Origin of the sequence: Bacillus sp. LUNF1 (assembly GCF_011008975.1) — a bacterium.
Classification (GTDB): Bacteria; Bacillota; Bacilli; order Bacillales; family Bacillaceae; genus Bacillus; species Bacillus velezensis.
In genome coordinates this window covers 3,423,271-3,435,637 of the sequence record NZ_CP048876.1, presented here as the reverse complement: position 1 = coordinate 3,435,637, position 12,367 = coordinate 3,423,271, and the positions used below count along the sequence as shown (strand labels likewise).

The 12,367-nt window shown below is 46.0% G+C and carries 12 protein-coding genes; 11 read left to right on the top strand and 1 reads right to left on the bottom strand.

What is annotated here, in order from left to right:
• The first annotated feature begins 246 nt into the window (after positions 1–246).
• The 11 genes from G4O42_RS17025 (at position 247) to ftsX (ending at position 10,731) form a co-directional block, all read left to right on the top strand.
• Positions 247–1,767 carry a flagellar hook-associated protein 2 gene (locus tag G4O42_RS17025; protein WP_032876175.1) on the top strand — a complete coding sequence of 507 codons (1,521 nt, stop codon included), beginning with the start codon at positions 247–249 and terminating at the stop codon, positions 1,765–1,767.
• A gap of 19 nt (positions 1,768–1,786) precedes the next feature.
• A complete protein-coding gene (gene fliS / locus G4O42_RS17020; protein ID WP_003151407.1) occupies positions 1,787–2,188 on the top strand; it encodes a flagellar export chaperone FliS in 402 nt (133 codons plus the stop codon).
• Positions 2,188–2,532 (top strand): flagella biosynthesis regulatory protein FliT, encoded by a 345-nt coding sequence (gene fliT / locus G4O42_RS17015; RefSeq protein WP_007407472.1) that lies wholly within the window; start codon positions 2,188–2,190, stop codon positions 2,530–2,532. The genes fliS and fliT overlap by 1 nt, the downstream gene beginning before the upstream one ends.
• 9 nt (positions 2,533–2,541) lie before the next feature.
• Positions 2,542–2,919 (top strand): DUF8042 domain-containing protein, encoded by a 378-nt coding sequence (locus G4O42_RS17010; protein WP_003151412.1) that lies wholly within the window; start codon positions 2,542–2,544, stop codon positions 2,917–2,919.
• 194 nt (positions 2,920–3,113) lie between these two features.
• On the top strand, positions 3,114–3,680 hold the full coding sequence (gene hpf, locus G4O42_RS17005) for a ribosome hibernation-promoting factor, HPF/YfiA family (RefSeq protein ID WP_032876178.1): 567 nt from the start codon (positions 3,114–3,116) through the stop codon (positions 3,678–3,680).
• Positions 3,681–3,846: 166 nt separating this feature from the next.
• The gene (gene secA / locus G4O42_RS17000; RefSeq protein ID WP_032876181.1) at positions 3,847–6,372 is read left to right on the top strand and encodes a preprotein translocase subunit SecA; all 2,526 of its coding nucleotides are present in this window, start codon (positions 3,847–3,849) and stop codon (positions 6,370–6,372) included.
• A 74-nt stretch (positions 6,373–6,446) separates the two neighbouring features.
• A protein-coding gene (gene prfB / locus G4O42_RS16995) for a peptide chain release factor 2 (protein ID WP_096034905.1) occupies positions 6,447–7,548 on the top strand; the annotation gives its coding sequence in 2 pieces (ribosomal slippage) (positions 6,447–6,518 and positions 6,520–7,548; 1,101 coding nt in all).
• Positions 7,549–7,717: 169 nt separating this feature from the next.
• Positions 7,718–8,566 (top strand): YitT family protein, encoded by an 849-nt coding sequence (locus G4O42_RS16990; RefSeq protein ID WP_007614078.1) that lies wholly within the window; start codon positions 7,718–7,720, stop codon positions 8,564–8,566.
• 35 nt (positions 8,567–8,601) lie between these two features.
• Complete coding sequence (gene cccB, locus G4O42_RS16985) at positions 8,602–8,943, top strand: cytochrome c551 (protein WP_007614074.1); 342 nt, start codon at positions 8,602–8,604, stop codon at positions 8,941–8,943.
• 218 nt (positions 8,944–9,161) lie between these two features.
• Positions 9,162–9,848, top strand: a complete 687-nt coding sequence (ftsE, locus tag G4O42_RS16980) for a cell division ATP-binding protein FtsE (RefSeq protein ID WP_007407465.1) — start codon at positions 9,162–9,164, stop codon at positions 9,846–9,848.
• On the top strand, positions 9,841–10,731 hold the full coding sequence (ftsX, locus tag G4O42_RS16975; protein ID WP_007407464.1) for a permease-like cell division protein FtsX: 891 nt from the start codon (positions 9,841–9,843) through the stop codon (positions 10,729–10,731). Before ftsE ends, ftsX begins: the two co-directional genes overlap by 8 nt.
• Positions 10,732–10,777: 46 nt before the next feature.
• Here ftsX and G4O42_RS16970 read toward each other — a convergent pair whose 3' ends face one another.
• Positions 10,778–12,184 (bottom strand): right-handed parallel beta-helix repeat-containing protein, encoded by a 1,407-nt coding sequence (locus G4O42_RS16970; RefSeq protein WP_032876184.1) that lies wholly within the window; start codon positions 12,182–12,184, stop codon positions 10,778–10,780.
• Positions 12,185–12,367: the final 183 nt, after the last annotated feature.

The following is a 12,367-nucleotide window of genomic DNA, read 5'->3' as shown; positions in this document are numbered from 1 at the left end:
GGAAAGATCCTGGTTCTCCAGGGTCTTTTTTTTATTTCTTCAGCTATCTCCCCCTTCAGCAAGCCAAAGAACCCTATTGACAAAATGAAACATTATATTTTGCAGTTAAATTATTGAAAACCTTTTAATATGACCGATATAAGAATAAGATCATACATTTATGGAGCTGTGATATGATAAACAGTCGGAAACTCACTGTTGTCATAGAGCCGTCTACGACTAAACGCCGAAAAGGAGAGGGTACATATGGTCACAAGAATCACAGGCCTTAATTCCGGTCTTGATGTAGATTCTCTGGTGAAAAAAATGATGGATGCCGAAAAGCAGCCGCTTAATAAATTAAACCAGCAAAAGCAGACGCTTGAATGGAAGCGCGATGCTTATCGGGAAGTGAATACTCAGATTGCCGACATGTATTCTACGACATTTAATAATATGCTGATGTCCACAAACTGGAATAAAAAAACAGTAACAAGTTCGGATTCCAGTGTCAGCGCGGCGGCCGTCAGTGCTGAGCAGAATATTTCAACGAGTATGTCTGTACAGCAGCTGGCTACGCCGACGACTTATAAATCATCAGGCGCCATCAATTTCACTTCGGGTCAGAGCCAAACATTGAAATTCAATGTCACAAATCCGGGTGAAACGAAGCCGACTGAGGTAAACGTCACGATTGCCGCAACCGATACGATTGACGATGTCATTTCCAAACTGAACAGCTCGGGTCTCGGAGTGACGGCTTTAAAAGAGAAAATTTCCAACGGCACGGATTATGTGGATACGATTGCGTTCACTTCCAATAAAACGGGGGAAGGATTTACCCTTGCCGCAGGTGATGACGCAACCAAAAGCTTTCTGAAAGATCAGCTCGGTTTTGCCGTTGATGATGCAACAAATGAACTGACGGCCAATGCCGAAGGGAAAAACGCGAAGTTTACGTTCAACGGGCTTGAAATGACAAAAACGTCAAATAACTTTACGATCAACGGCATCAAATACACGCTGAACAGCGTGACGGACAGCAATAAAACGGTTACGATTAACAGCACGACTGATACGGACGGCATTTTTGACAACATTAAAGATTTCGTTGATAAATACAATACGTTAATTAAAAGTGCAAACGAGAAGGTAACAGAATCAAAATACCGCGATTATAAGCCGCTAACTGATGAACAAAGAGAAGCGATGACCGATAAGCAGATTGAGCAGTGGGAGGCAAAGGCTAAAAGCGGGTTATTACGGAGCGACAGCACGCTGCATAACGGTTTGGCTGAGATGCGGCTTGATCTGTACTCAACGGTTACGATTGACGGGAAAAAATATCAGCTTGCCGATTTCGGAATTGAGACGTCTGATAGTTATACGGATCAAGGAAAGCTTGTCATTAAAGACGAAGCGAAACTGAAACAGAAAATTACCGAGAATCCTGCTCTCGTGGCTAAACTGTTTAATGCAGACAGTCCTGATACAGCGAAAACCAAAAACCCGGAGGAACAGGGGATTGCCCGGAGATTAAAAGACACATTAAACAAAATGCAGACCCAAATTTCAAAACAGGCGGGTACGGAAAGCTCGGTATCAACCAGCTTTGCCATCGGAAAAAGCCTGAATGAAATAGAGACGAATATTTCCAATATGAAAACGAAGCTGGATGACATCGAAACGAGATATTATAAAAAGTTCAGCGCACTGGATACGGCATTGGAGAAATTGAACAGCCAATCTTCATATCTCACGTCAATGTTAGGATCTTCAACATCATAACCTTGGAGGTTTTATAAAAATGGCAATAAATAATCCTTTTGCTGCTTATCAGCAGACATCCGTCTTTACAGCCGCTCCGGAAGAGCTGACCCTTATGCTTTATAACGGCTGCCTGCGATTCATTAAGCTGGCAAGGCAGGCGATGAAGCAAAACAACCTTGAAGCCAAAAATGAAAATATCGTAAAGGCGCAAAACATCATTCAAGAGCTCAGCATCACGTTAAACCGGGAGATTGAGATTTCCGAGCAGATGTCATCCATTTATGATTACATCCGCCGCCGGCTGATCGATGCGAACGTGCAGAATAACGGAGAGTTTTTAGATGAAGCGGAAAAGCTCGTTACTGAATTTCGCGACACGTGGAAGCAGGCCATGCAGAGTGAACGGAAAAACAGCCATGGCGCGGGCGGCCTTGCCTGATGAACAGCAATGTCTTTTCTTTGTATAACGAAACGAAGAACATGTACGCCGCACTGAAGGACGCCCCGGAAAGCGACGGTCTTATCAGCAGCGTTACGGCATTTACGGAGAAAAGGGAGGAGATGCTTGCGGGCATAAAGCCGCCTTTTTCCGAAGAAGAAAAAACGCTGCTTCAGCAGGTGGCCGCGATGGACCGCCTGATTACAGGCGAAGTAAAACGGATTCAGGATGGTATCCGAAATGAAATAAAAACGCTTAAGAAAAAACGAATCTACCATAATACGTATTTCAATCCGTATCATCAAACGACAAGTGACGGCCGTTATTACGACAAACGCAAATAGGTGAGTGTTTTGAGAAGTTTGAACGATTACCATTTGGTGTCAGCCTATTACCAGCTTCTTTTTACGATTGATGAGGGGCTTTGCTACCTGTTGGACACGCAGGATGATTTTTTTAAGACGGAGGGCGAGCGGATTTACAACGATTTGATTCAGGCTTTTTTTCATCTCGATTCCTCTCATGCGCTTCTGCTGTCTATCATTGAGTGCCGATGCGTGGAGACGGCGATCCGCTCATTTGACGAGATCTTTCAGGATTTCAGCATGTTAAATGATTATGATTTCCCGTCCGCCCCTTTTCAGGAGTTTTTAAAAACCATCTTTCTGCCGCATTATAAGCTATGGATGGAGCAGACGCACGACTGCATCAAACCGTATGTTCTTCACTAGACCTGCTGCAAGCGGCAGGTCTTTTGCCTGCGTCTTCCGCATATACTTATAATCCTGCCGGAAGCTGCGGGATAAAACCGACACCATTCGTCATCGTTCACCGAATTTACACATTATTTTAACGTTTCAGCAGGGATCAGAAGGGGTAAAAGAGAAATAGTTACATATCCTTAGATAAAGGGAGGCGTTCTTTGATGAACTACAATATCAGAGGAGAAAACATTGAGGTTACACCTGCGTTAAAGGATCATGTGGAGAGAAAAATCGGCAAGCTGGAACGATATTTCGAGCAGAGCGTCAATGCCGATGTGAACGTCAACTTAAAATTCTATAATGATAAGGAATCTAAAGTTGAAGTCACCATTCCGATGACTGATCTGGCGCTTCGTTCTGAAGTGCATAACGAGGATATGTACAATGCAATTGATCTCGCAACAAACAAGCTGGAACGTCAAATCCGAAAGCACAAAACAAAAGTCAACCGAAAATTCCGCGACCAGGGTCTTCCGAAACATTATTTCGAGAACGGCAGCGCTGGTGATACGGGCGTAGCGGTTCAGGACGAAATTGAAGATGACAGCCCGGAAATTGTCCGTCAAAAGCGTTTTAATTTAAAACCGATGGATAATGAAGAAGCGATTCTCCAAATGAATATGCTCGGCCATAATTTCTTCGTATTCACCAACGCGGAGACGAATCTCACAAACGTCGTTTACCGCAGAAATGACGGCAAATACGGATTAATTGAACCGACTGAATAAACCCATCCAGCCTTCCGTGAACGTGCGGAAGGTTTTTCTCTATCTTTACCTGCAAATTCTTTGGAAATGGCAAAAGGTATGTTATGATAATGAGAGGTATACATGGACAGAAAATTATCATTTATTCCATGCAAAATCTGCATGTGAACATAGAGGAGCGTTATAGATGCTTGGGATTTTAAATAAAATGTTTGATCCGACCAAACGTGCGCTGAACAAATACGAAAAAATAGCAAATGACATTGATGCCGTAAGAGGAGATTATGAAAATCTCTCTGACGAGGCGCTTAAACATAAAACGGCAGAATTTAAAGAGCGGCTTGAAAAAGGAGAAACGACGGATGACCTTCTTGTCGAAGCGTTTGCCGTCGTTCGTGAAGCTTCCCGCCGCGTAACCGGCATGTTCCCGTTTAAAGTGCAGCTGATGGGGGGCATCGCCCTTCATGAGGGGAACATCTCCGAAATGAAAACAGGGGAAGGGAAAACGCTGACGTCCACGCTTCCCGTGTATTTAAATGCGTTGACAGGAAAAGGCGTTCACGTCGTAACGGTCAACGAATATCTGGCGAGCCGTGATGCCCAGCAAATGGGAGAAATCTTTGCGTTTCTCGGGCTTACAGTCGGCCTTAACCTGAATTCGATGTCAAAAGACGAAAAACGCGAAGCTTACGCAGCCGATATCACGTATTCAACGAACAATGAACTCGGCTTTGATTATTTGCGTGACAACATGGTGCTCTATAAAGAACAGATGGTGCAGCGCCCGCTTCATTTTGCCGTTATTGATGAAGTCGATTCAATTTTAGTCGATGAAGCGAGAACGCCATTGATTATTTCCGGACAAGCTCAGAAGTCCACAAAACTGTACGTGCAGGCAAATGCGTTTGTCCGCACACTCAAGAAAGATCAGGATTATACGTATGACGTCAAAACGAAAGGCGTTCAGCTGACGGAAGAAGGAATGACGAAGGCTGAAAAAACGTTCGGCATCGACAACCTGTTTGATGTCAAAAACGTGGCCTTGAACCACCATATCAACCAGGCTTTAAAAGCCCATGCGGCGATGCAGAAAGACGTGGATTATGTTGTTGAGGACGGCCAGGTCGTCATTGTTGATTCCTTCACCGGCCGTCTGATGAAAGGACGCCGCTACAGCGAAGGTCTTCACCAGGCGATTGAGGCGAAAGAAGGCCTGGAGATTCAAAATGAAAGCATGACATTGGCGACGATTACGTTCCAAAACTATTTCCGTATGTACGAAAAGCTGGCCGGTATGACCGGTACCGCAAAAACGGAAGAGGAAGAATTCCGAAATATTTATAACATGCAGGTTGTATCCATTCCGACCAACCAGCCGGTCATCCGTGACGACCGTCCGGACTTGATCTACCGCTCAATGGAAGGGAAATTCAAGGCGGTGGCGGAGGATGTCGCCCAGCGCTACATGACCGGACAGCCGGTTCTTGTCGGTACGGTTGCCGTTGAAACGTCTGAATTGATTTCTAAACTTCTGAAAAACAAAGGGATTCCGCATCAGGTGCTGAATGCCAAAAACCATGAACGTGAAGCTCAGATTATTGAAGAAGCGGGACAAAAAGGCGCTGTCACGATTGCGACCAACATGGCGGGACGCGGAACCGACATTAAACTCGGCGAAGGCGTAAAAGAGCTTGGCGGCCTTGCAGTCGTCGGTACGGAACGCCACGAATCCCGCCGGATTGACAATCAGCTCCGCGGACGTTCAGGACGTCAGGGAGACCCGGGCATCACACAATTTTATCTTTCAATGGAAGATGAATTGATGCGCCGTTTCGGAGCTGAACGGACGATGGCGATGCTTGACCGGTTCGGTATGGATGACTCCACGCCGATCCAGAGCAAAATGGTGTCACGCGCCGTGGAATCATCTCAAAAACGTGTCGAAGGAAACAACTTTGATTCACGTAAACAGCTTCTTCAATATGACGACGTGCTCCGTCAGCAGCGCGAAGTCATTTACAAGCAGCGTTTTGAAGTCATTGACTCTGACAACCTGCGTGACATTGTTGAAGGCATGATCAAGTCTTCTCTGGAACGTGCGATTGCCGCTTATACGCCGAAAGAGGAGCTTCCGGAAGAATGGAATCTTGACGGCCTCGTGGAGCTGGTGAATACAACGTATCTTGATGAAGGCGCTCTTGAAAAGAGCGATATCTTCGGAAAAGAACCGGATGAGATGCATGAGATGATCATGGACCGCATCATGACGAAATATAATGACAAAGAAGAGAATTTCGGCGAAGAGCAGATGCGTGAATTTGAAAAAGTCATCGTATTGCGTGCCGTTGATTCAAAATGGATGGATCATATTGATGCGATGGATCAGCTGCGTCAAGGGATTCACCTCCGCGCTTATGCGCAGACAAATCCGCTGCGTGAATATCAGATGGAAGGTTTCGCAATGTTTGAGCACATGATTGAGTCCATTGAGGACGAAGTTGCGAAATTCGTCATGAAGGCCGAGATTGAAAGCAATCTGGAACGCGAAGAAGTGGTTCAGGGCCAAACGACGGCTCATCAGCCGCAGGACGGCGATGAGGCCAAACAAGCGAAAAAAGCGCCGGTGCGAAAAGTCGTAGATATCGGACGCAACGCGCCTTGCCATTGCGGCAGCGGAAAAAAATATAAAAATTGCTGCGGCCGGACAGAATAGTCTCGACTGTATGAAGCGAACATGACCGGGTCTGCGTCTTATGGCGCCCCGGATCTTTTAATGAGGTGAATGGAATGGAATTATCAGAAATCAGGGCAGAGCTCGAAAATATGGCTTCTCGTTTAGCGGACTTCAGGGGGTCTCTTTGACCTCGAATCAAAGGAAGCCCGCATTGCAGAATTAGATGAAAAGATGGCGGAACCGGAATTCTGGAATGACCAGCAGAAGGCCCAAACCGTCATTAACGAAGCGAACGGTCTGAAAGAATACGTGAACTCCTATCATCAGCTGAGCGAGTCTCACGAAGAGCTGCAAATGACACATGATCTTTTAAAAGAAGAACCTGACCAGGACCTTCAGCAAGAGCTTGAAAAAGAGCTGAAGTCATTAACGAAGGAATTGAATGAATTTGAGCTTCAGCTGCTGCTCAGTGAACCATATGACAAAAATAATGCGATTTTAGAACTTCACCCGGGCGCCGGCGGTACGGAATCTCAGGATTGGGGTTCCATGCTGCTCAGAATGTATACCCGCTGGGCGGAAAGACGCGGTTTCAAAGTTGAAACGCTTGATTATCTCCCGGGAGATGAAGCAGGAATTAAGTCTGTCACACTGCTTATTAAAGGCCACAATGCATACGGCTATTTAAAAGCGGAAAAAGGCGTACACCGCCTCGTGCGGATTTCTCCATTTGATTCATCAGGCCGCCGCCACACGTCATTCGTGTCATGTGAAGTCATGCCTGAATTCAATGAAGAAATCGACATTGATATTCGTACCGAAGATATTAAAGTTGATACGTACCGGGCGAGCGGTGCCGGCGGACAGCACGTCAATACGACTGATTCAGCCGTTCGGATCACCCACCTGCCGACAAATGTAGTCGTCACGTGCCAGACGGAACGTTCACAAATCAAAAACCGCGACCGGGCGATGAAAATGCTCAAAGCGAAGCTGTATCAGCGCAGAATTGAAGAACAGCAGGCGGAGCTTGACGAAATCCGCGGCGAACAGAAAGAAATCGGCTGGGGCAGCCAAATTCGCTCGTACGTCTTCCATCCGTACTCCATGGTGAAAGATCACCGTACCAATACCGAAATGGGGAACGTGCAGGCGGTTATGGACGGAGATATCGATATCTTCATTGACGCCTATTTACGTTCTAAACTGTCGTAATCCGGGAACACACCTGCCTTTGGCAAGGTGTGTTTTTTTATCCGTTCTCTTTCTCCATTTTTCACAACAGCGCTTTAGCAAATTAATACGGTATTTGGCTGTTATTTACTTCTAAGCCGGGAAGACTTAAAATGCTATCGAGAGAAAATCGGAGAACGGAGGATTTTGCATGGATGTGAATCACAATAAGCCGCTCCGTCTGATCAAAGATTATATATACATCATGATCGGCGCGGCGATTACGGGGGTCGTGTTTAACGTATTTTTGCTGCCGAACCGTATAGCAGCGGGGGGAGTAAGCGGGATCAGCACCATTTTAGAAACGTTTGGTTTTGAACCGGCTTACGTGCAGTGGATTATTAACATCCCTTTGTTTATCGCCGGAGTGATCATTCTCGGCGGGAAGTTCGGAATGAAGACACTGGTCGGTTCCATCGTTCTGCCGCTCGCAGTCTATTTAACAAGAGATCTGCCTGCCGCGACGACCCATGAACTGCTGGCGGCGATTTTCGGAGGCGTCGGGATCGGAACGGGAATCGGCATCGTGTATCTCGGCAAAGGCTCCACGGGGGGAACGGCTCTGGCGGGGCAGATCATTCACAAATACACGGGGCTGTCGCTGGGAACGTGCCTTGCCATCATGGACGGATTAATTGTGCTGAGCGCGATGCTCGTATTCGGAGTGGAGCAGGGATTGTATGCGATGCTCGGGGTATTTATTTCAAGCAAAACGATTGATGTCGTGCAGGTCGGGTTCAACCGCTCCAAAATGGCTTTAATCATTACGCAGCATGAAGAAGCCGTCAGGTCGGCTGTGTTTAAAGAAATCGACAGGGGTGTGACGAAGATTTCCGCAGTCGGCGGGTATACGGAACATGACCGGCCGATCTTAATGTGTGTCGTCGGCCAGACTGAATTCACAAAACTGAAACAAATCGTCAAACAGATTGATGAGTCAGCCTTTGTCATTGTCGCAGACGCAAGCGAGGTGCTCGGCGAGGGTTTCAAACGCGCGTAAACGGGGTTATAATAGCGAAGGGGTGCATCTTACATATGAAATCAAAATGGGCGCTGCTGGCGCTGGTTCTGACCATGTCCGTCCTGCTGGCGGCATGCGGCGGATCCAATGAATCGAAAAAAGAAAGCTCTGACAGCTCAGGCGGATCAAAAGCATCTGCGTCAGCAGGAGAAGAGCTTTATCAGCAAAGCTGTATCGGCTGCCACGGAAAAGACTTAGAAGGCGGCGGAGGTCCGAATTTACAGGAAGTCGGCGGGAAGTATGATGAAGCTAAAATTGAAAGCATCATTAAAAACGGACGCGGCAATATGCCGAGCCATCTTGTAAATGATAAGGAAGCCGCTGAGATCGCAAAATGGCTGTCACAGAAAAAATAACAGAAAAACCTTGCCTGTTATAGGGGCAAGGTTTTTTCACGGTCTGGGAATGAAAAGAAACTGTAATAGTAATATGTCTAAATTTGACGTATAATGAAGTGTACTGAGGAAAAGGAACTTTCAGATTTTTCATCTGTTTCCTGGTAAATCGGCCATAAACCGCTGTACGTTTGCGAACTCTATGGCTGCAAGACATAATTAAAAGATTAGGTGATTTCATGATAGAGATGAAAGAAGTATATAAATCCTATCCGAACGGTGTAAAAGCGATTAACGGGCTGTCAGTCATGATTCATCCCGGAGAATTTGTATATGTCGTGGGACCGAGCGGAGCCGGTAAATCTACTTTTATTAAAATGATTTACAGAGAAGAAAAGCCGACAAAAGGGCAAATATTGATTAATCATAAAGATCTCGCGTCTGTGAAAGAAAAAGAGATTCCTTTCGTGCGGCGTAAAATAGGCGTTGTTTTCCAAGATTTCAAACTTCTTCCGAAATTGACGGTATTTGAAAACGTCGCGTTTGCACTTGAGGTTATCGGAGAGCAGCAGTCAGTCATTAAAAAACGCGTGCTCGAAGTGCTCGATCTTGTGCAGCTGAAGCATAAAGCGCGGCAGTTTCCCGACCAGCTTTCCGGAGGAGAACAGCAGCGTGTTTCCATCGCAAGATCCATCGTCAACAATCCTGACGTCGTGATAGCTGACGAACCGACGGGCAACCTTGATCCGGTCACATCATGGGAAGTCATGAAGACACTGGAAGAGATTAATAACCGCGGAACGACCGTTGTGATGGCGACACACAATAAAGAAATAGTAAACACCATGAAGAAACGGGTCATCGCGATCGAAGACGGAATTATTGTGCGTGATGAGTCAAGAGGGGAGTATGGTTCTTATGATTAAAATTCTCGGGCGCCATTTGCGTGAGAGTTTTAAATCTCTCGGAAGAAACACATGGATGACATTTGCATCCATCAGTGCCGTTACCGTTACATTAATTTTGGTCGGCGTGTTTTTAGTCATTATGCTGAATTTAAACAACATGGCTAAAAATGCTGAAAAAGAAGTGGAAATTAAAGTATTAATCGATCTGACGTCGAATAAGAAAACGCAGGATACGCTGCAGAATGAGATTAAAGACATCTCGGGAATCCAAAGCGTAGAGTTTTCATCTAAAGATAAAGAGCTTGATCAATTGGTCAAAAGCTTCGGCGACAGCGGAAAGGCCATGAAAATGCAAGATCAGGAAAACCCGCTGAACAACGCGTTTATCGTCAAAACGACAGATCCGCATGATACGCCGAAAGTTGCGAAAAAAATTGAGAAGCTGGATCATGTGTATAAAGTGACATACGGGAAAGAAGAAGTCAGCCGTCTGTTTAAGATCGTCGGGGTGTCACGCAACATCGGGATCGCGTTAATCATCGGCCTTCTGTTCACGGCGATGTTCTTAATTTCAAATACGATTAAAATCACGATTTTCGCCAGAAGAAAAGAGATTGAAATCATGAAGCTTGTCGGCGCGACAAACTGGTTTATCCGCTGGCCGTTCTTCCTGGAAGGGCTGCTGCTGGGGGTATTCGGTTCTATCATACCGATCGCTCTCGTGCTGAGTACGTACCAGTCGATGGTCGCTTGGGTGGCCCCGAAAGTTCAGGGATCATTTGTTTCACTTCTGCCGTACAGTCCGTTTGTGTTTCAAGTATCACTTGTGCTCATTCTGATCGGCGCGGTTATCGGAGTATGGGGAAGTCTGACTTCCATCCGGAAATTCCTTCGTGTATAAATACAAAAGCCAGTCTGATATAGACTGGCTTTTTTTAATGGTTTCGTTACTGAATGACGGGCAGGGCCGGTGATCCGGGCTTTAATGTAAAGTCATAAGACGCTTCGTCACGGTACATCGGGTCCGCATAAATGGAATCCGAATCGTTTGCCGTTCCTTTTTGGTACGCTGTGAATGAATCATATTCTCTGTTCTTCCAATTCCAAATGCTGTCTTTTCCTGCTTCTTTGTGATAGACGTTATGATTAACGGTATTGCCTTCGTTTTTCGTATAATCATTTGCGATAAAAATCCGTGAACCGCTAGCCGTCATGATGTTTTTTTCGATCGTGTTCCCTTTTGTGCCGTACTGCAGCAGCAGCTGGCCGCCGTCAAGGTCCTTCGTGTCATTTCGGTACATGATGTTGTGAGCGATCACTGAATTGATGGTTCCGCCGCGTTTCGTGTCATAGCCTCCGATTGAAATACCGGTGTAAGCATTGCCGTACACCTTGTTATCCGTAATCCGGATATCTTGTGCGTATTTCCCTTTATGTTCGGAAGTGGCTTCAATCCCGAGGTCATTGTTGTAAACGGTGTTATTCTTAATGTCCACATGTTCTGCGCCGTCAACGTAAATACCGCCCGCTGAATATTCATCTCCGTAAGCGGGATTTCCGTAAGAAGAGTTATGGCTCACCGTATTGTTTTCAATGACGCCGTTTCGCGCATAGTCGTTTTGCTTGGACGTTCCTTCGTATCCGATCACGTCAATCCCGATATTGTTATTGTCCCGGATGGTATTGCCGGCAATCTTAAATCCGTCAACATTCCCGTTCAGCACGACCGCTTCGCTTGCGCCGAGCGTCAATTTTTCAACCGTATTATTTGTGATGCTGACATCCTTCATGGCGCCTGTGCCGTAAAACGCGATGCCGTGTGCATTTCCCTCATCAGCCGTGGTTTTAATGTTTCGGATATGGTTGCCGTCAATGTTGATATGACTGCTCGACCCGGTGACGCAGATCCCCATGGCCGTCGCATCTTCTGATGATACGGAGAGATTCTCAAGCGTAACGCCGTGAATGGTAATGTACTGTTTATTGCGGATTTGAATTAACGGAGTTTCAGAATCGCTTTTTGGCGCAGATTTGCCGCTGATTGAGACATGCTCATTCTGATAGTTCCGAAATGTAATCGGCTTTTCGGCCGTGCCGCTGTGCTTTACTTCAAACGTTTCATCGTACGTCCCTTCCCGAATCAATACGGTTGTCCCGGCCTCTGCCTTTTCAGCCGCATGTTTTAATGTGCGGAACGGCTTTTCTTTCGTTCCTTCATTTTGGTCGCTGCCTGCGGGAGAAACATACAGGGCGTCCGTCTGCGTTTTTTCATTGGCCTCTGTTTTTGGCCAGACAAAGGCGGTAATGCCTGCGGCCAGAACCGCCGCGGATAAAATCGATAATTTTATTTTCATATCGCATTCTCCTGTATATTTAATGAATTGCATACAAAATATTATACGTTACCCATATATATGTAACAATCTCGCGTTTTCATTTTTTTGTTGCCGTTACATGAATTCTTTGCAATTTACACATACTATCTCCAGGTTTTCGTAAAAGGACTAAGAGGAGGTAAACGATGAAGCAGAAAATGA

What these genes read in the sequence shown, in the direction of transcription:
- secA (WP_032876181.1), top strand. Translation starts at nt 3,847, where the DNA reads ATGCTTGGGATTTTAAATAAAATGTTTGATCCGACCAAACGTGCGCTG.
- G4O42_RS16970 (WP_032876184.1), bottom strand. Translation starts at nt 12,184, where the DNA reads ATGAAAATAAAATTATCGATTTTATCCGCGGCGGTTCTGGCCGCAGGC.
- ftsX (WP_007407464.1), top strand. Translation starts at nt 9,841, where the DNA reads ATGATTAAAATTCTCGGGCGCCATTTGCGTGAGAGTTTTAAATCTCTC.
- fliS (WP_003151407.1), top strand. Translation starts at nt 1,787, where the DNA reads ATGGCAATAAATAATCCTTTTGCTGCTTATCAGCAGACATCCGTCTTT.
- cccB (WP_007614074.1), top strand. Translation starts at nt 8,602, where the DNA reads ATGAAATCAAAATGGGCGCTGCTGGCGCTGGTTCTGACCATGTCCGTC.
- ftsE (WP_007407465.1), top strand. Translation starts at nt 9,162, where the DNA reads ATGATAGAGATGAAAGAAGTATATAAATCCTATCCGAACGGTGTAAAA.
- G4O42_RS17025 (WP_032876175.1), top strand. Translation starts at nt 247, where the DNA reads ATGGTCACAAGAATCACAGGCCTTAATTCCGGTCTTGATGTAGATTCT.
- fliT (WP_007407472.1), top strand. Translation starts at nt 2,188, where the DNA reads ATGAACAGCAATGTCTTTTCTTTGTATAACGAAACGAAGAACATGTAC.
- hpf (WP_032876178.1), top strand. Translation starts at nt 3,114, where the DNA reads ATGAACTACAATATCAGAGGAGAAAACATTGAGGTTACACCTGCGTTA.
- G4O42_RS16990 (WP_007614078.1), top strand. Translation starts at nt 7,718, where the DNA reads ATGGATGTGAATCACAATAAGCCGCTCCGTCTGATCAAAGATTATATA.